19 protein-coding genes are annotated in these 19,117 nt (G+C 58.3%); 16 read left to right on the forward strand and 3 right to left on the reverse strand.

The window, feature by feature from the left end:
- Positions 1-39 precede the first annotated feature (39 nt).
- Both ACR0DH_RS09665 and rsmI read right to left on the reverse strand, forming a co-directional pair.
- The gene (locus ACR0DH_RS09665; protein ID WP_480548599.1) at positions 40-411 is read right to left on the reverse strand and encodes a YraN family protein; all 372 of its coding nucleotides are present in this window, start codon (positions 409-411) and stop codon (positions 40-42) included.
- A 1-nt stretch (position 412) separates the two neighbouring features.
- Positions 413-1,270 (reverse strand): 16S rRNA (cytidine(1402)-2'-O)-methyltransferase, encoded by an 858-nt coding sequence (rsmI, locus tag ACR0DH_RS09670; RefSeq protein ID WP_480548597.1) that lies wholly within the window; start codon positions 1,268-1,270, stop codon positions 413-415.
- 88 nt (positions 1,271-1,358) lie between these two features.
- Between rsmI and ACR0DH_RS09675 the strand changes: the two genes are divergently transcribed.
- From ACR0DH_RS09675 to murJ, 3 genes are read left to right on the forward strand one after another with little or no spacing between them, the layout of a single operon-like run.
- On the forward strand, positions 1,359-2,531 hold the full coding sequence (locus ACR0DH_RS09675; protein ID WP_480548595.1) for a penicillin-binding protein activator: 1,173 nt from the start codon (positions 1,359-1,361) through the stop codon (positions 2,529-2,531).
- On the forward strand, positions 2,491-5,310 hold the full coding sequence (locus tag ACR0DH_RS09680) for a [protein-PII] uridylyltransferase (RefSeq protein WP_480548593.1): 2,820 nt from the start codon (positions 2,491-2,493) through the stop codon (positions 5,308-5,310). The genes ACR0DH_RS09675 and ACR0DH_RS09680 overlap by 41 nt, the downstream gene beginning before the upstream one ends.
- Positions 5,307-6,848, forward strand: a complete 1,542-nt coding sequence (murJ, locus tag ACR0DH_RS09685; RefSeq protein ID WP_480548591.1) for a murein biosynthesis integral membrane protein MurJ — start codon at positions 5,307-5,309, stop codon at positions 6,846-6,848. The genes ACR0DH_RS09680 and murJ overlap by 4 nt, the downstream gene beginning before the upstream one ends.
- Here the strand turns inward: murJ and ACR0DH_RS09690 are convergent, their stop codons facing one another.
- Entirely contained in the window at positions 6,849-7,535 is a 687-nt protein-coding gene (locus ACR0DH_RS09690) for a rhomboid family intramembrane serine protease (protein WP_480548589.1), read from the reverse strand.
- An 86-nt stretch (positions 7,536-7,621) separates the two neighbouring features.
- Here ACR0DH_RS09690 and trpS point away from each other — a divergent pair, with 86 nt between their 5' ends.
- The 13 genes from trpS (at position 7,622) to ACR0DH_RS09755 (ending at position 19,113) form a co-directional block, all read left to right on the forward strand.
- The gene (trpS, locus tag ACR0DH_RS09695) at positions 7,622-8,650 is read left to right on the forward strand and encodes a tryptophan--tRNA ligase (protein WP_480548587.1); all 1,029 of its coding nucleotides are present in this window, start codon (positions 7,622-7,624) and stop codon (positions 8,648-8,650) included.
- A gap of 58 nt (positions 8,651-8,708) precedes the next feature.
- Positions 8,709-9,572 carry a branched-chain amino acid aminotransferase gene (locus tag ACR0DH_RS09700; protein ID WP_480548585.1) on the forward strand — a complete coding sequence of 288 codons (864 nt, stop codon included), beginning with the start codon at positions 8,709-8,711 and terminating at the stop codon, positions 9,570-9,572.
- A gap of 76 nt (positions 9,573-9,648) precedes the next feature.
- Complete coding sequence (locus ACR0DH_RS09705) at positions 9,649-10,104, forward strand: universal stress protein (RefSeq protein WP_170535882.1); 456 nt, start codon at positions 9,649-9,651, stop codon at positions 10,102-10,104.
- A 1-nt stretch (position 10,105) separates the two neighbouring features.
- A complete protein-coding gene (locus ACR0DH_RS09710; RefSeq protein WP_480548583.1) occupies positions 10,106-10,699 on the forward strand; it encodes a DsbA family protein in 594 nt (197 codons plus the stop codon).
- Positions 10,700-10,768: 69 nt separating this feature from the next.
- The gene (locus ACR0DH_RS09715; protein WP_480548581.1) at positions 10,769-11,332 is read left to right on the forward strand and encodes a NifU family protein; all 564 of its coding nucleotides are present in this window, start codon (positions 10,769-10,771) and stop codon (positions 11,330-11,332) included.
- Positions 11,322-11,912: a tRNA (adenosine(37)-N6)-threonylcarbamoyltransferase complex dimerization subunit type 1 TsaB gene (tsaB, locus tag ACR0DH_RS09720; RefSeq protein WP_480548579.1), complete on the forward strand. Its 591-nt coding sequence runs from the start codon at positions 11,322-11,324 to the stop codon at positions 11,910-11,912. The genes ACR0DH_RS09715 and tsaB overlap by 11 nt, the downstream gene beginning before the upstream one ends.
- A complete protein-coding gene (locus tag ACR0DH_RS09725) occupies positions 11,909-12,328 on the forward strand; it encodes a GNAT family N-acetyltransferase (RefSeq protein ID WP_480548577.1) in 420 nt (139 codons plus the stop codon). The genes tsaB and ACR0DH_RS09725 overlap by 4 nt, the downstream gene beginning before the upstream one ends.
- Positions 12,329-12,480: 152 nt before the next feature.
- Positions 12,481-13,479, forward strand: a complete 999-nt coding sequence (locus ACR0DH_RS09730) for a BMP family lipoprotein (protein ID WP_353011925.1) — start codon at positions 12,481-12,483, stop codon at positions 13,477-13,479.
- Between the two features lie 91 nt (positions 13,480-13,570).
- The gene (locus ACR0DH_RS09735; RefSeq protein WP_480548575.1) at positions 13,571-15,100 is read left to right on the forward strand and encodes an ABC transporter ATP-binding protein; all 1,530 of its coding nucleotides are present in this window, start codon (positions 13,571-13,573) and stop codon (positions 15,098-15,100) included.
- A gap of 3 nt (positions 15,101-15,103) precedes the next feature.
- Complete coding sequence (locus ACR0DH_RS09740) at positions 15,104-16,198, forward strand: ABC transporter permease (RefSeq protein ID WP_480544341.1); 1,095 nt, start codon at positions 15,104-15,106, stop codon at positions 16,196-16,198.
- On the forward strand, positions 16,198-17,166 hold the full coding sequence (locus ACR0DH_RS09745; RefSeq protein WP_170535868.1) for an ABC transporter permease: 969 nt from the start codon (positions 16,198-16,200) through the stop codon (positions 17,164-17,166). Before ACR0DH_RS09740 ends, ACR0DH_RS09745 begins: the two co-directional genes overlap by 1 nt.
- A gap of 256 nt (positions 17,167-17,422) precedes the next feature.
- Entirely contained in the window at positions 17,423-18,343 is a 921-nt protein-coding gene (locus ACR0DH_RS09750; protein ID WP_480548573.1) for a sulfite exporter TauE/SafE family protein, read from the forward strand.
- 2 nt (positions 18,344-18,345) lie between these two features.
- On the forward strand, positions 18,346-19,113 hold the full coding sequence (locus tag ACR0DH_RS09755) for a TIGR02186 family protein (RefSeq protein ID WP_353012104.1): 768 nt from the start codon (positions 18,346-18,348) through the stop codon (positions 19,111-19,113).
- Positions 19,114-19,117 lie beyond the last annotated feature (4 nt).

Genomic DNA, 19,117 nt, shown 5'->3' on the forward strand with positions numbered 1-19,117 from the left:
CAGATACATGGCCCAGCAGGCCGAGGGGTTCAATGGGGCTTACGCCTGCCCAAAGGCGTTTTCGATGATTTGAACAGCCCCCGAGTGATCAACCAGGGCGGCATCAAACCGGACATTCGTCAATTGCCCGCCTGGTTCATTTTTCAGAAACTGCGCGGCAGAGGCGCAAATTCGTTCCGTTTGCCGCCGCGTGATCCGGGCAGCGGCCCGGTCAAAACTGCTGCTTTTCTTCACTTCGATGAACACCAGCCCATTCGCATCACGTGCGATCAAATCAATCTCTCCACCTGCGCCGCGCCAGCGTCGATGCGCAATCGAATATCCGCGTCGTTCATAGTCCATCGCCACCTGCACTTCAGCGGCCCGACCGGAGTGATAAGAAACCGATCCCTGAACCGAGCGCTGCGCCATCTTATCCCTTTCCCAGTTTCAGGGCCTTTTGGTAGATCGGGCGGCGCGGCAGTTCGTACATTTGCGACACCAGATCCGCCGCATCCCGTACCGAATGGGTTTGCAAGGCCTGGATCAGTGCTTCTTCTACGTCAGACTCGTTAACGGTTTGCGAATGACTTCGATCCACCAGTAGAACAACTTCACCTTTGACGGACTGGCCCTCATAGGCGTTCGAAAGCTCACCCAAGCTGCCGCGCCGAACCTCTTCGAACTTTTTCGTCAATTCGCGGCAAAGCGCGGCTTGGCGGTCCGATCCCAGAACGTCTGCCAGATCAGACAGACACGCCGCCACACGCTTTGGCGATTCGTAAAAAACAAGCGTGCCGGGAATATTACGCAGCGCTTCGATACGACTGCGACGTGCGCCAGACGCATTTGGCAAAAATCCCGCGAAAAAGAACGCATCCGTAGGCAATCCGGCCAGCGTGAGCGCGGTTAAAACCGCCGACGGGCCGGGCGCGCAGGTCACGGTATAGCCGGCTTCGGATGCCTGCCGCCCCAGATCATAGCCTGGGTCCGCGATCAGCGGCATTCCAGCCTCGGACGCATAGGCCACTGAAAGCCCCTGGTCTAACGCATCCATGATCTTGCCGCGTGCTCCTGCACCGCTGTGATCGTGATAGGCCTGAATGCGCCGCCCCTCCAGTGGAACGCCATGAATCTCCATCAGTCTGCGCAGACTGCGCGTGTCTTCAGCTGCGATCATGTCGGCAGAGGCCAAGACGTCCAAAGCCCTGAGCGTAATGTCGCGCGCGGTTCCGATGGGTGTGGCAACAAAATACAGGCCCGCAGCCAATCTGGTCTTTTGGAAATTCAAAGCTGGACCCTCACCGCGTGACGTTTATTATCTCGGATCGACAGAACAGCGGCGTCGCGCGCTGCCGGATCAGGGAGTTTTCTTTTAGATGTTTACTGTTTGCAAGCCCGTAAGCAAGCTGGCGAAAGCCGCAGCGGCCCTGGCCATCGCAGCATTACTGTCAGCCTGTGAGCCCGGCGGCCTTGGCGGAGGTCCATCAATCGATACATCCGATCCCGTTCCGGTCGCCCTATTGGTGCCGCGCGGTTCAGGTCAGGCCGGAGACGCCGCATTGGCACAAAGCCTCGAAAATGCCGCTCGGCTTGCCATGTCTGATCTGCCGAACGTGAAAGTCGACCTTCGGGTCTATGACACGGCCGGAAATGCGGGCACCGCCTCGACAGTCGCGCAACAGGCTGTGGCAGACGGTGCAAAGATCATTATTGGCCCGGTTTACGCGCAGGCCGCAAATGCCGCTGGCTTGGCCGTGTTAAACAAAAACGTCAATGTCCTGTCTTTCTCGAACAATACCAGCATCGCCGGAGGCAATGTCTTTGTTCTTGGTCCAACCTTCCAGAACACAGCGAACCGGCTGGTGAACTATTCGGCCGCTCAAGGCAAAACCGGAACCGTGATCGTCTACAGCAACGACGCAGCCGGCCAGTTGGGGCAATCTGCAATTGCCTCTGCCTTAGGCAGCAGCCCGGTCAACAACGCGGGCAACGTATCCTATGACCGCTCGCAACAAGGGGTGATCAACGCGGTGCCGACCATCAAGGCCACCGTCGATTCTTCCGGTGCGGACTCGGTCTTCCTGACGGCGACAACAGCTGGGGCGTTGCCTTTGCTGACACAGCTTTTGCCCGAAACGGGCGTGTCCCCCGCCACAACGCAATTCATCGGCCTGACGCGTTGGGATATCCCAGCACAAACACTTGAACTGCCAGGGGTTCAGGGGGGCTGGTTTGCCCTGCCCGACCCATCCAAGGCGCAATCCTATCGTCAGCGCTATAACGCGACCTATGGCGAAGCACCGCATCCGATCAGCGGCCTGGCCTATGACGGGATCGCCGCCATTGGCGCGCTGGTTGCACAAGGCAAATCCAATGCGCTGACCGGAGCAGCCCTGACCCAGAACGCCGGATTCCAAGGCGTGGGCGGCATTTTCCGCCTGCGTCCGAACGGCACCAACGAACGCGGTCTGGCCGTCGCCACGATCCAGAACAAACAGGTGGTTGTGATTGACCCTGCCCCACAAAGCTTCGCTGGTGCCGGTTTCTGACCGGCCCGGCCTGATCACAGCGCCTGATGCTGAACTGATCTGCCCCGCCAACGACATTTTCGACAGCGCCAATGTGACGAAACACTTGGCAGCTGCATTTGAGACCTGCGCGGACAATACCGCCATGCGGGCAGAAACGGTGCGAATCCTGCGGGAGGCACAAAAATCCGGGCGCAAAGCGATTGCGGATGCCTTCGCGAAGCGCCCATTTGAGGCGCGCCCCTTGACGCGTTCCTATACCTACCTAACCGATCAGTTGGTGGGCACAGCAATGCGCGTGTCCAGCGAACGGCTGCACCCGCTTGCCACGCCTACGCAAGGCGAGAGGATCGCCGTTCTGGCGGTTGGCGGTTATGGGCGGGGCGAAATGGCCCCCGCATCCGACGTGGATCTGCTGTTCCTGACGCCCTACAAGATCACCGCCTGGGCCGAGAGCGTGATCGAATCCATGCTCTATATCCTGTGGGACCTGCGGTTAAAGGTCGGGAACTCCTCTCGCACGATCAAAGACTGCCTGCGCCTCGGGGCTGAGGACTTCACCATCCGCACAGCTATGCTGGAGCAACGCTATCTGGCGGGTGACAAGGCGCTGGCGGATGAGTTGGACAAACGGCTTAAATCCGAGCTGTTCAAAGGAACCGAGCGCGAGTTTATCGAAGCCAAGCTGCAAGAACGCGACGCCCGGCACCTGAAGCAGGGCCAGCGCTATATGGTCGAGCCCAATGTGAAAGAGGGCAAAGGCGGATTGCGTGACCTGCAATCGCTGTATTGGATCGCTAAGTATATCTACGGTGTCCAGGACGTGGCCGAACTGGTGCCTTTGGGGTTGTTCACACCCGAAGAATTCCAAACATTTGTCGAGGCCGAAGATTTCCTGTGGGCCGTTCGATCACATCTGCATCTAGTGACCGGCCGCGCAACTGAACAGCTGACTTTTGACCTGCAAGTCGAAGTGGCCGAGCGCATGGGATACAAAGACCGTGCCGGGCGACGCGCGGTTGAAGTTTTCATGCAGCGGTATTTCCGCGAAGCGACCCGCGTAGGCGAACTGACGCGAATCTTCTTGACCAAGCTGGAAGCGGCGCATGTGAAAGGTGCCCCGCTGCTGGAACGGATTTTCCGCCGGCGTCCTCAGGTCAAAGACGGTTACAAGGTTGTGCATGGGCGGCTGGACATTGCCGACCCGGATGCGTTTCTGTCTGACAAGGTCAATTTACTGCGCCTGTTTGAAGAAGGGCTGCGGACCGGCATGTTGATCCATCCCGACGCCATGCGCCTTGTTACGGCCAATTTGCACTTGATCGATGAAGACATGCGCAACGATAAAGAAGCGCGGCGCATTTTCCTGGACCTGATGCTCAAACACGGCAACCCCGAACGCGCCCTAAGGCGCATGAACGAACTTGGCGTGCTATCGGCTTTCCTGCCCGAGTTCGAGCCCATCGTCGCGATGATGCAATTCAATATGTATCACAGCTACACGGTGGACGAGCATACCATCCAATGCATCACGAACCTGGCTCAGATTGAACGTGGCGAATTGGTTGAGGCTTTGCCATTGGCCTCATCAATTCTGGAAGGCGGCGTCAATCGCAAGGTTTTGTATGTGGCGCTGTTGCTGCATGATATTGCCAAAGGGCGGCCCGAAGATCATTCGATCCTTGGGGCGCAAATCGCGCGCAAAGTGGCCCCACGGCTTGGGTTGAACAAGACCGAATGTGAAACCGTCGAATGGCTTGTTCGGTATCACCTGCTGATGTCAGACATGGCACAAAAACGCGACGTCTCGGACCCACGCACGGTGCGCGACTTTGCCAAGGCGGTGCAGACCGTCAAGCGGCTGGACCTGCTGACCGTGCTGACGGTGTGTGATATTCGCGGCGTCGGGCCAACCACCTGGAACAACTGGAAAGCCACCCTGCTGCGTGCGCTGCATGCTGAAACCAAACGTGCATTGGACACCGGACTGGAGGTCCTGAACCGCGCCAATCGTGGAGCCGAGGCGAAAAAGGCGTTGCGGGCCGAACTGGCCAACTGGACCAAGACAGACCTCAAGACAGAAACTGGTCGTCACTATGCGCCTTATTGGCAGGGTCTGCCTCTGTCGGCTCATGTCGAATTTGCCGAGATGTTGCGCGCGCTTGAGATCAGCGGCGATCCGGGGGCAATGGAAATTCGCCTACACCCGGATGAAGATCGTGATGCGACCCGCGCCTGCTTTGCGATGGGTGATCACCCCGGCATTTTCGCACGGATCGCCGGTGCGCTGGCATTGGTCGGTGCCAATGTCGTGGACGCGCGCAGCTACACCACCAAGGACGGCTATGTCACCGATGCGTTCTGGATACAGGATGCCGAGGGTCACCCATTCGAAGCTTCGCGCCTGCCGCGCCTAACGCAGATGATCCAGAAGACGCTCAAAGGTGAGGTGGTCGCCGGTGAAGCACTGAAATCCCGCGACAAGATCAAGAAACGCGAACGCGCCTTCAACGTGCCGACCCATATCACCTTCGACAACGAGGGTTCCGAGATTTACACGATCATCGAGGTAGATACCCGTGATCGGACAGGGCTTTTGTATGATCTGACCCGTACGCTTGCTTCCTCGAACGTCTATATCGCCAACGCGGTGATCGCGACCTATGGCGAACAGGTTGTGGATACTTTCTATGTGAAAGATATGTTTGGCCTGAAGTACCACTCGGAAAGCAAGCAACGCGGGCTTGAGGCAAAGCTGCGCAAAGCCATCACCGAAGGCGCCGAGCGCGCGGTCTCATGAAGCAAATCCGGTTGTTTTCGGGCCTGTTTACGGTTGGGTTCTGGACCCTGGCCAGCCGTATCCTTGGGTTTTTGCGAGAGATTCTGCTGACCGCCTATATCGGCCCCGGACCGGTGATGGACGCGTTTGTCGCCGCGTTCCGCCTGCCCAACATGTTCCGCAGGTTCTTTGCCGAAGGGGCATTCAACGCGGCCTTTGTACCGATGTTTTCGAAACGGCTGGAGGGCGATGAAAACGCCGAAGGGTTCGCGCAGGATGCCTTTAATCTACTAGGTGCCGCCGTACTGGCACTGGTTGGTCTGGCCATGGTGTTCATGCCCGGCCTTGTTTGGCTAACGGCAGAAGGGTTTTATGGAGACCAAAGGTTCGATCTGGCCGTTGACTATGGCTATGTCGTCTTTCCTTACATCCTTTTTATGTCTCTGGCGGCATTGTTCTCGGGTGTCCTGAACGCAACCGGGCGCTTTGCAGCCGCCGCTGCAGCCCCCGTTTTGCTGAACATTTTTGCGTGTACGGCCCTGATTTTCGGCGCGCTATCCGGGGGTGAGGTCATTCGCTGGCTGATCGCAGTGATCCCTGTTGCTGGTGTCGCACAACTGGCACTGGTCTGGGTAGCAACGGAACGGGCCGGCATCCGCATTCGCCCCGGCGTACCCCGACTTAGCCCCGAGATGCGCAACATGGTTCGCATCGCCATACCGGCGGCTTTGGCGATGGGTGTCACACAAGTCAATCTGGTGGTTGGACAATTGGTTGCTTCAAAAACCGAAAAAGCCGTCAGTTGGCTTTTTGCGGCAGATCGGCTGTATCAACTCCCCTTGGGCGTTGTGGGGATTGCTATCGGTATCGTCCTGCTGCCTGATCTGTCCCGACGCCTGCGCGCGGATGACAAAGATGGCGCACGCAACGCCTTTTCTCGCGCGGGGGAGTTTATGCTGCTGCTCACGCTGCCCTCGACCATCGCCTTTTTGATCATCCCAATCCCACTGGTCTCGGTCCTGTTTGAACGGGGCCAATTCAGCGCCGAGGATACCGCCGCCACGGCGCTGGCCGTTGCCGTCTATGGCGTCGGGCTTCCCGCTTTCATGCTGCAGAAACTGCTGCAACCCTTGTTCTTTGCGCGCGAGGATACGCGGTCGCCCTTTCGCTATGCCGTCGTCGCCATGATCATCAACGCGGCTTTGGCCTTTGGGCTCTATCCGCTGGTCGGATGGATTGCGCCCGCTATTGCCGCCTCTGCCGCTGGATGGGCCATGGTCGCCTTACTGGCCATCGGCGCGCGCCGCATGGGCGATGAGGCGCGGTTCGATGATCGGTTCAAACAACGGGCATGGCGGATTGGGGCGGCTTCGGTTGGGATGGGTGTCGTGTTGTTTGCTGCCATCCAGTTGTTTGGTTGGGCCTTCGCGTTGGCAGGCTGGCGTTATCTTGCCCTATTGGGTCTGATCAGCGTCGCAGCCGTAACGTATTTTGTGCTTGGACACCTGTTGGGGGCTTTCAAGCTGGCCGAGTTCAAACGCGCCTTGCGACGGTCCTGATCAATCCCGCCGAATGCGGCCTCTGATCCGGGCCCAACCACCTGGTGCCAGAAAGAATGACAATCCGAACCCGGTGGCAAACCCGGCCAGATCGGCGATCCAATCCGGCGCACCGCCAAAGATCAATCGAAACAGAAACTGAATTCCCATCAGCACCGCAATCAATTGAAACGCCCTAGCCTGGTTCTCGCCCACCAAAGAAAGCTTACGCCACAAAAGCCATGTGAACGCTCCGATCAAGCCGTAGACTGATGGAAACCCGCCAACCAGATACGCGCCAGGAGCCAGGATCAACGCATAAACCACAGCTGCGCCGACACCAGACAGCACAAAGATGAGCAACATCGCAACGCTGCCAAACACTTCGGCAACCATCTTGCCCATCGCTAGAACGAAGACGCAAACAAAGACGGATTGCGTGAAGTTGAACGAGACAAACGGATAGGTGATCAGACGCATTAGATAGTCGGCGCGCCACTGCCCTGTCTGCAACATCCGGTCAAACTGGCTGACAAAGAACGAATAGCTGTCTATCGCCTGCGTGCGCCAGCCTATGGCCCCAGGCCCGCCGATCAGGCCGCGTTCGCCCAGAATAAAAGCCAGCTCGATCCCCATGATGAACAGAACCAGCGCCACCACCACGGGCGGTAGCGGGTTCACGGCGGGTGTATAATGCTCACTGCTCATCTGCCGGGCCTTTCGCGGCTGTTGACGTCCCTTACCCTCATGGGTAAGCGACGAGGGCTGATTTTTCCAGACGGGAGTTCCTTTCGATGACCCAGACCCAATTCACGCCGCGCGTGTTTTCCGGCATCCAGCCTTCGGGCGGGCTGACCTTGGGCAACTATCTGGGCGCGCTGAAGCGCTTTGTGGATATGCAGGGGCCAGAGTTCGAAACCATCTATTGCATGGTCGACCTGCACGCGATCACCACATGGCAGGACCCCGCAGTGCTATCGCACAATACCCGCGAGCTATGCGCCGGGTTCATCGCGGCTGGCATTGATCCGGAACAATCGATCCTGTTCAACCAAAGCCAGGTGCCGGAACACGCGCAGCTTGGTTGGGTCTTCAACTGCGTCGCCCGGATGGGGTGGATGCAGCGCATGACTCAGTGGAAAGACAAGGCGGGCAAGAATACGCAGAACGCCTCGCTGGGATTGTTTGCGTATCCGTCGCTGATGGCGGCTGACATTCTGATTTACCACGCGACTCACGTGCCCGTGGGGGATGATCAGAAACAGCATCTGGAGCTGACGCGCGATATCGCAATCAAGTTCAACAATGATTTCGGCGTGGACTTCTTTCCGATCACAGAGCCGGTGATCGAAGGGGCAGCCACGCGGGTCATGAGCTTGCGGGACGGGTCCAAGAAGATGTCCAAATCCGACCTGTCAGATATGAGCCGCATCAACATGACGGACGATGCTGACACCATTGCGAAGAAAATCCGCAAGGCCAAAACGGACCCGGACGCTCTGCCATCGGAAGCTGACGGTCTGGACGACCGGCCCGAGGCACGTAATCTGGTCAATATCTACGCGGCCCTTTCGGATCAAAGCGTGGAACAGGTGCTTTCAGATGTGGGCGGCAAGCAATTCGGAGACTTCAAACCGATGCTGGCCGATCTTGCGGTCGAAAAGCTCTCGCCCATCTCGTCCGAGATGGCTCGATTGATGAATGATCAGTCCGAGATCGACCGCATCCTAGCCCGTGGTGCCGAACGCGCGCGAGAGATCACCGTGCCGATCCTGAGACAGACCTACGAGATCGTGGGAATGGTCGGCGCGTCGACGCGCTGATTGCACTGGACCTTCGCCTGACGCCCTCCTAGGTTTGCCCAAAGATTGGGAGGGCGTCATGGCAACGGGCAAAAACATCCGCACCTATTTCGAAGGGCAGTGGCATGATGGGGACGCGCCTATCATGCACGCGGCAGATCACGGTGCATGGCTGGGATCCTCTGTCTTTGACGGCGCGCGCTATTTCAACGGCATGGCGCCAGACTTGCTGGCCCATTGCGCACGCGTCAACCGATCCGCCAAAGCGCTGATGCTGACCCCGACTGTAACTCCTGAGCGCATGGTAGAATTGGTGCGTGAGGGGCTGCAAACCTACGCCCCGGATAGCGCTGTTTACATCCGCCCTATGTATTGGGGCATTGATGGCGATCACACCGCAATCGTGCCGCAGGAAAACAGCACAGGATTTGCCATCTGTCTGGAAGAAATCCCGATGGCGCCCGAAACGGCCTCTGTCACGCTGACAACTACTCAGTTTCGGCGACCGGTTCTGGAGTCTGCCGTGGTGAACGCCAAGGCCGGGTGTCTGTATCCCAACAATGCCCGTATGTTGGCCGAGGCGAAGGCCAAAGGGTTCTCAAACGCGCTTGTCGCAGATGCAATGGGCAATGTTGCCGAGACTGCAACCGCCAATATCTTCATGGCTAAAGATGGAGAGGTGTTCACCCCGATCCCGAACGGCACGTTTCTCGCCGGGATCACCCGCGCGCGTCATATCGCGAATTTACGCGCGGATGGTGTCACGATCCACGAAACCATCCTGAGCTTTGATGATTTCCACGCAGCGGAAGAGGTGTTCATGTCCGGGAACATGAACAAAGTGACGCCCGTGACTGCTCTGGACGATACGCAATATCAGATTGGCCCTATTGCCCGGCGCGCCCGCACGCTTTACTGGGATTGGGCTGCAAGCGAAGGCTAGTCAATCACCTGGGATTTGCCCGAGTTGCCAGTACGCATTTGGTCGGGCATGATCCCCGAAATGAATGAGGACCCCCATGCGCAAGTTTCTGGTCGTATTGGATGATAGCCGCGAATGCCTGAACGCGATGCGCTTTGCCGCCATGCGCGCCTCGCACACCGGTGGCGGTGTCACGATCCTGTCGGTGATCCCGCCGGATGAGTTTAACCATTGGATCGGCGTGGCCGAAGTGATGCGGGAAGAAGCACGCGAGCGTATCCATGCGCATTATGAGGTGTTCGCCAAATGGATGCGCGACAAACAGGGCGTCGATCCTGAACTTGCGATCCGCGAGGGCGATCCCGTGCCTCAGATCATAGAACATGTCCAATCAGACCCTGAGATCGGGGTGCTGGTTCTGGGCGCAGGAACCGACAAGAAAGGCCCCGGCCCCCTGATCACCCAGTTGACCAAAAGCTCGGGCAGCCTGCCAATTCCTATCACCATCGTACCCGGTGATCTAAGCAAGGAAAAACTTGAGGAAATCACCTGATATGGGGGCACGGGTCGAATTCTGGTTCGAATTCGCCTCGACCTATTCCTATCTCAGCGCTATGCGTATCGAACAGGCCGCCTCTGATCGCGGCGTAGTGGTCGACTGGCAGCCCTTTCTGCTGGGGCCAATCTTTGCGGAACAGGGGTGGACCACATCGCCGTTCAACCTCTACCCCGCCAAGGGCGTATATATGTGGCGCGATATGGAAAGGTTATGCTCCGCACGGGGCCTGCCATTTCAGAAACCGGACCCTTTTCCCCAAAATGGCCTGCGCGCGGCACGGCTGGTTTTGGCAATCGACGACCCCGCTGATAAGGCCCGATTTGTACGCACGGTCTACAATGCTGAGTTTGGAGATGGGCAAGAAATCTCGAACGAAGCGACGCTTTTGGCCTGCTTGGACAAGGCCGGGTTGTCACCAGATTTGCTGCAGCGAACCGGTGAACCGGACATCAAATCCGCCTTGTTCCAGCAGACTGAACGCGCCAAGGAAAAGGGTATCTTTGGGGCCCCGAGTTTTTGCGTCGACGACGAACTGTTCTGGGGTGACGACAGATTGGACGAGGCGTTGGACTACGCAACTCGAATTTAGAACCGTTCCAAATCTTGACTTCCACGAGCACCACGCGCATATCAGAGGCATCTCAGATGGAGCTGCCCCATGTTCATTCAGACCGAATCCACCCCTAACCCGGCTACGTTGAAGTTTTTGCCCGGCCAGACGGTGCTGGAAGCGGGAACAGCGGATTTCCCAACCGTCGAAGCGGGTGAGAAATCCCCTTTGGCCAAGCGTATCTTTGGTGTCAACGGTGTGACCGGCGTGTTTTTTGGCAATGACTTCGTCACGGTCACCAAATCTGACTCTGTCGAATGGGATCACATCAAACCCGCCATCCTTGGCGCGGTGATGGAACATTTTCAGTCCGGCCAACCGGTCATGGGTGCTGACGCGACAGCGGCCTCGGGCCATGCGGAACATACCGGTGAAGACTCGGAAATCGTGGATCAGATCAAGGACCTGCTGGACAGCCGCGTCCGGCCCGCGGTTGCACAGGATGGGGGTGACATCACGTTCCACGGTTTTGACCGGGGCGTGGTTTATCTGCATATGCAAGGGGCCTGTGCGGGCTGCCCGTCTTCGACCCTGACCCTGAAAATGGGCATCGAAAACCTGCTGCGCCACTATATTCCCGAAGTGACCGAGGTTCGCCCGGTTGCCGTCTGACCCAACAATATTGGCATTTGACACATCGGCCGCGCATTGCGCGGCCGCTTTGCTGCGGGATGGGCAAATCATTGTGTCAACCGCCGAGGCCATGTCGCGCGGACAAGCCGAACGGCTGATGCCGTTACTGGAAGACGTTTTAGGGCAAGCTGGCTGTATCTGGGCCGATCTTGACGCAATTGGCGTCGGTGTCGGACCGGGGAACTTCACTGGCATTCGAATCTCGGTCTCGGCAGCGCGGGGTCTGGCATTGGGGCTAGGTGTTCCGGCCGTCGGGGTTTCAGGCTTCGATGCCTTGGCCGAAATCGCACCGAACGGTCAGATCCCGGCCATTCAGGCACCGCGCGAACAGGTCTATCTGCAGCAATGCGACGGCCCCGCGCGCCTGATGCCCAAAATCGAGGCAGACACGCTCGGACAGCTGTTCTTTTGCTCCGATCCGGCAGCACAGGCACAGGCAATTGCCACAGTTGCTGCGCGTCGCTGGAAAGACGTCTCAGACCCACCTGCCCCGCTGTATGTCCGGGCTGCTGATGCCGCGCCATCCGGCGACCAACCTCCGGTGCTACTGGACGAATGACCCCACACGAGATGGCCCAAACACATGCGGCTGCATTCACACAATCCCGCCCGTGGACAGCGGCAGAGTTTGCCGACCTGCTGGCAAACCCGTTTACGCACTGCGTTGGATCAAGTGATTCTTTCGCCCTGTTTCAGGTCATCGCGGATGAAGCGGAACTGCTGACCATTGCGACTCACCCCGCGTATCAGCGGCGGGGTCTTGGCCAGCAATGCATGGCGGACTGGCATTCTAAGGCCAAAACGCTTGGGGCAAAACGCGCCTTTTTGGACGTGGCCGCCGACAACCTGCCCGCAATTGCGCTGTATGAACGGTGCGGATACCGGCCTTGTGGGCAGCGAAAGGGCTACTATGCCCGAAAATCCGGCGAAACCTGCGACGCAATGGTCATGGAATACCTGTTCCACCTTAACTAAGGCACAATTTTTGGACCAACTGGTCAAAAACCTCTTGACCCTGCCGGTTGCAAACACCCTTAATTCCCGTCATCACAACGGTTATGCTCGCTCTGAGTGGGTAAACGGGGCTATCTTGGTTCCGGACCGACAAAAACCAACGGGAGTAAAAAATGACCCTGATGAAATCTTTGATGGGTGCCGCTGCGGCGGTCGCACTGACAGCTGGCGCAGCTCTGGCCGAGCCGGCGCTGATCTTTGACCTGGGCGGTAAGTTCGACAAATCGTTCAACGAAGCGGCCCACAATGGCGCAACACGCTGGGCCGAGGAAACCGGCGGCACCTACCGCGAGATTGAACTGCAATCCGAAGCTCAGCGCGAACAGGCATTGCGTCGCTTTGCCGAAGCGGGCGCGAACCCAATCATCACCATGGGCTTTGCCATGGCCGATCCGCTGTCCGCCGTTGCCGGTGACTATCCTGACACCAAGTTCGTCGCCGTCGACGTCACCTGGCTGGATGCCCCAAACATCCGTCAGATCGGATTTGCCGAGCATGAAGGGTCATATCTAGTTGGCATGATGGCCGCGATGGCGTCGGAATCCGGCACCGTTGGCTTTATCGGCGGTATGGATATCCCGCTGATCCGCCACTTTGGCTGCGGCTATGCGCAAGGCGCCAAAGCTGTGAACCCAGATATCGAAGTTGTTGCCAACATGACCGGCACCACCCCGGCTGCCTGGAACGACCCGGTGAAAGGGTCCGAGCTGACCAAGGCGCAGATCAGCCAGGGTGCTGACGTAATCTATGCAGCCGCAGGCGGCACCGGTGTCGGCGTTCTGCAAACTGCAGCCGACGAAGGCATCCTGTCGATCGGCGTGGACAGCAACCAGAACCACCTGCACCCGGGCAAAGTTCTGACTTCGATGCTGAAACGCGTGGACGTGGCCGTCTATGACGCTATGAGCGCGGGCGAAGGCCTTGAAACCGGCGTATTCGCCATGGGTCTGGCCGAAGAAGGCGTGGGCGTCGCAATGGACGACAACAATGCCTCGCTGGTCTCGGATGACATGAAAGGCGCGGTCGACAAGGCACGTCAGGACATCATCGACGGCAATGTGACCGTCGTCAGCTACTACGAGAACGACAGCTGCCCTGCACTGCAGTTCTGATCTTTCGCGGGACGGAGGCTTGGCCTTCCGTCCCGTTTCCACTCTGCCGCTATGTGCAAACGCGGCCCTTTCGGCAACCCAAGGACAAGACATGACCGTCCCCGCCATTGAGCTCAAAGGGATTTCCAAAGCCTTTGGGCCGGTTCAAGCCAATAAAGACATTTCCATCAGCGTCGCCCCCGGCACGATCCACGGGATCATCGGTGAAAACGGTGCGGGCAAATCCACGCTGATGAGCATTCTCTACGGCTTTTACAAAGCCGATAAAGGTGAGATTTGGATCAACGGCACCAAGACCGAGATACCGGATAGCCAGGCGGCTATCGCCTCGGGCATCGGCATGGTGTTTCAGCATTTCAAGCTGGTTGAAAACTTCACCGTTCTGGAAAATATCGTTCTGGGCGCCGAGGATGGCGGGCTATTGGCCCCGTCGCTGTCCAAAGCCCGCAAAGAACTGAAAGCGCTGGAAGAAGAATACGAGCTGTTCGTCGACCCCGACAAACGCATCGACGAGATCGGCGTTGGGATGCAGCAGCGGGTCGAGATTCTGAAAGCGCTTTATCGCAAGGCCGAGATCCTGATTCTGGACGAACCAACCGGCGTTCTGACCCCCTCTGAGGCGGATCAGCTGTTCCGCATCCTAGATCGGCTGCGGACCGAAGGAAAAACGATCATCGTGATCACGCATAAACTGCGTGAAATCATGGAAAACACCGATACCGTGTCGGTCATGCGACGCGGTGAGATGACGGCGACCGTAAAAACTACCGAGACCAGCCCCGAAGAACTGGCCGAACTGATGGTGGGCCGCAAGGTACTGCTGCAAGTCGACAAAGTACCCGCCCAGCCGGGCAAGCCCATACTGGAAATTGAGAATCTGCAAGTGTTCGACAGCACGGGCGTTGAGCGGGTCAAAGGCATCGACCTAACCGTTCGCGCGGGAGAGATCGTCGGCATCGCAGGGGTTGCGGGCAACGGTCAGTCAGAACTGTTGGAAGTTCTGGGCGGAATGCGCCCCGGTCAAGGCTCGATCAAGCTGAACGGCACCCCTCTGGCACTCAGCGGTGCCGGATCGGATGGTCAGGCGCGACGCGCGCAGCACATCGCCCATGTGCCCGAAGACCGCCAGCGCGAAGGGCTGGTGATGGACTTCCACGCGTGGGAGAATGTTGCCTTTGGCTATCACCGCGATCGCGCCTATCAGCGCGGTCTGTTCATGGACAACGCCGCCTTGCGCGCCGATACTGAAGCCAAGATCGCCAAGTTTGACGTGCGCCCGCCCGACCCGTGGCTGGCCGCCAAAAGTTTTTCTGGTGGCAATCAACAGAAAATCGTCGTTGCACGCGAAATCGAGCGGAATCCTGATCTGCTGCTGGTCGGACAACCGACACGCGGCGTGGATATTGGCGCAATCGAGTTCATTCACAAACAAATCGTCGCCCTGCGCGATCAGGGCAAAGCGATCCTGCTGGTCTCGGTCGAGCTGGAAGAGATCTTCTCGCTGTCCGACCGGATCGCCGTGATGTTCGACGGGCATATCATGGGTGAGCGTTTGCCTGCCGAGACCGATGAAAAAGAACTGGGCCTGCTGATGGCCGGTGTTGCGGAAGAGGCCGCTTAAAGCATGGAAAAGATGCCTAAATGGGCCGATGTCGTGCTGATCCCGGTGATCAGCTTGCTGTTGGCCACGATCCTATCGGCGCTGGTCATTCTGGCCATTGGTGAGAACCCGGTTGAAGCCGTGAACCTGATGGTTACGGGCGCGCTGGGGTCGACCTATGGCTGGGGCTATACACTCTACTACGCAACCAACTTCATGTTCACCGGGCTGGCCGTGGCCGTGGCCTTTCATGCGCGGCTGTTCAACATTGGCGGCGAAGGACAGGCGATGCTGGGCGGTCTTGGCGTAGCCATGGTATGTCTGTACATTCCCTGGCCGCATTGGAGTATTGCGCTGGCCGCCGCATCGCTTGGGGCCGCCTTGTTCGGTGCGGCATGGGCCGCAATCCCTGCCTATCTTCAGGCCAAGCGCGGCAGCCATATCGTGATCACCACGATCATGTTCAACTTTATCGCTGCTGCCTTTCTGAACTACATGCTGGTCAATGTAATGCGCCCTCAGGGCTCGCAGGACCCGGCTACAGCGCGATTCCCCGAGGCCGTACATCTGCCGACGTTCCAATCCATGTTCTCGACCGCTGAGAACGTGATGTTCCGAGGCGCACCCGCCAATATCTCATTCTTCGTGGCGATCTTGGCTTGTGTCGTGGTGTGGGCTCTGATCTGGCGCACGCGCCTTGGGTACGAGATTAGATCCTATGGCAAAACCGAAACCGGAGCCGTTTACGCTGGGATTTCGCCGGTACGGATCACCATCATTGCCATGCTGATCTCGGGCGGGCTGGCCGGTTTGATGGCAATTAATAACGTGATGGGCGAGGCGGAGCGTCTGGTCCTGAATTCGACCGAAGGGGCCGGGTTCATTGGTATTGCCGTCGCGCTGATGGGACGCTCGCATCCGTTTGGCGTGTTTCTTGCCGCGCTCCTGTTTGGCTTCCTGTATCAGGGTGGGGCCGAGCTTGCGCTTTGGACCTCGATCCCGCGTGAGCTGATCGTCGTCATTCAGGCGCTGGTTATCCTGTTCACAGGGGCGCTGGACAATATGGTGCGCATGCCGCTTGAAAAGCTGTTCCTGGGTCTGCGGAAAGGGGCGGAGTGATGGAGTTCTTTATCACACTCATTCAAGTCCTCGATTCGACCATTCGCCTTGCGACACCTCTGCTGCTTGCCTGTCTGGCCGGGCTTTATTCGGAACGAGCTGGCATCTTCGACATCGGGCTTGAGGGCAAGATGCTGATGTCTGCTTTCTTCTCGGCAGCCGTTGCAGCAGTGACTGGATCAGTCTGGCTGGGTCTTTTGGCGGGTATCGGTGCGTCGCTTATCTTGTCGGCCTTGCACGGGGTGGCTTCGATTACCTTCCGGGGCAATCAACTGATCTCGGGCGTGGCGATCAACTTTCTGGCCTCGGGGCTGACCGTTCTGATCGCGCAAAGCTGGTTTCAGCAAGGCGGGCGTACCCCGTCCCTGTTTGGCGGTGGCCGATTTGAACCCATAGAGTTTCCCTTTGCAGAGGCGCTAAGCAACGTTCCGGTTATCGGTCCAATCTACTCGGAACTTCTGTCCGGACATTCGATACTGGTCTACGTCGCCTTCCTGATGGTGCCTCTCACATGGTGGATCCTATATCGCACCCGGTTTGGCCTGCGCCTGCGAGCCGTGGGTGAAAACCCGGCGGCGGTCGATACAGCTGGCGTTTCGGTCGTTGGCTTGCGGTTTGCGGCCGTTGCGATCTGCGGCATTCTATGCGGGATTGCCGGGGCCTATCTTGCTACGGCCTTGCAGGCGGGTTTTGTCAAAGAAATGACAGCCGGTCGCGGGTTCATCGCTTTGGCAGCTCTGATCTTCGCAAAATGGCGGCCATGGCATGCGATGTGGGCGTGCCTGTTGTTCGGTCTGCTACAAGCCATCGCCCTGCGGTTCCAGAATATCGATCTGGGCGGGGTCGTGATCCCGGTTCAGGTGATGGACGCCCTGCCTTACATCCTGACTGTGGTGATCCTGGCCGGGTTTGTCGGCAAGGCCGTTCCCCCACGCGCAGGCGGCGAACCCTATGTGAAGGAACGCTGATAAGTCCAGTTCGGAACAAATTTGGGTCCTGTTCGCTGCAAAGCGGCATGCAGAGTTGATTTTGCATGCCGCAACCGCTCTAAGAGGGTATGAACCTCTGGTCTCGGATAGATTTCACAGCTCGGCGGCCTTGGCACGCTGTTGACGTTGGGCTTGTGACTGTTCAGAACTTGGGTCGAATCCAGTTGCCAACCCGTTCCCGCCGCGACAGCATTGTATCGTTGCGCAATCGTTCCCGGCGCGCCTAGAAGAAACCATGCAAATATACCTTCCCATTGCCGAAGTCTCTGTAAATGCCATTCTTCTACTAGGGCTGGGGGGGATGGTCGGCATCCTGTCCGGTATGTTTGGCGTCGGCGGGGGGTTCCTGATGACCCCGCTGCTGTTCTTTATCGGCATTCCCCCGGCGGTTGCTGTTGCAACCGAAGCTAATCAGATCGTCGCGTCTTCGTTTTCGGGTGTGCTGGCGCATCTTCGACGAAAAACCGTAGATTTGAAGATGGGCACGGTGCTTCTGGTGGGTGGCCTTATCGGGGCCGCCGTGGGTGTGGTGATCTTCAACTATCTCAAAAGTCTGGGCCAGGTCGATCTGCTGGTCACGCTTTGCTATGTGGTCTTTCTGGGTGTCATCGGCAGCCTGATGTTCGTCGAAAGCCTGCGCGCCCTGCGACGCGTGAAGAAAGGCACAGGTGGGCCTGCCAAACGACGCCAACGTGGCTGGGTACATTCACTGCCTCTGAAGATGCGCTTTCGCACCTCTGGCCTGTATATCTCGGTCATCCCGCCGGTTGTCGTCGGGCTGTGTGTCGGCATCTTGTCCGCCATCATGGGCGTGGGCGGAGGCTTTATCATGGTCCCGGCCATGATTTACCTGCTGGGAATGCCGACGAAGGTTGTGGTCGGAACATCTTTGTTCCAGATCATCTTCGTCACCGCCTTCACAACCATGCTGCATGCCACCACCAACTACACGGTCGATATTGTGTTGGCCGTTCTCTTGCTGGTGGGCGGCGTGATCGGCGCCCAGATCGGTACCGTGATCGGAGCCCGCATGCCCGCCGAACAACTGCGCGTTCTTCTGGCGGCTTTGGTCCTTGTGGTCTGTGGCAAGCTGGCGCTTGATCTGCTTCTGGAACCGAGCGAGCTATACTCCCTCGGCGCAAGCGGAGGGCATTGATGATGGTCCGCGCGTTCTTTGCCGCCCTATGTCTGATGTGCTTGCCCGCCGCCGCCGCAGAGGAACAGGTGGTTCTTGGGCTCAGTCAGGATCGCGTCGCGATCACCGCGAATTTCGATGGGTCTGAGATTCTGATCTTCGGCGCCATCAAACGCGAGGCCCCAATCCCCGAAGGTCCCCCGGTTGAGGTTATCGTCGCCTTGGCAGGCCCGTCAGAACCCATCACCGTGCGCCGCAAGGCCCGCAGGCTAGGGATTTGGGTCAACACCGACAGTGTACTGGTCGACCTTGCGCCCAGCTTTTATGCGGTCGCCACCAGCGCACCGTTTGACGATATCATCACCGACACCGAAGACCTGCGCTATCGTATCTCAATCGAGCGGGCCATTAGGTCTGTTGGCGCCGCGATGAACATTCAAGGCGCTCAGGATTTTGCCGAAGCAGTTGTGCGCATTCGGGAAAGCGAAGACCTGTATTCCATCCGTGAAAACACGGTGGCAGTGGATGAGCAAACCCTGTTTCGCACCTCGGTTGCGATGCCTGCAGACCTGACCGAAGGTGACTATGTGGCGCGTATCTTTCTGACAAGAGGCGGCGAGGTCGTGTCGCGCTATGAGACAACGATTGACGTGCGCAAAGTGGGGCTGGAGCGGTTTCTTTATACCATGTCGCGCGAGCAACCGGTGTGGTATGGCCTGATGTCGCTGGTCATCGCAATCGTAGCGGGTTGGGGTGCCTCAACCGCGTTCAGATTGCTGCGCGAAAAGTAAAAAG

It is taken from the genome of Ruegeria sp. I1 (assembly GCF_056532675.1).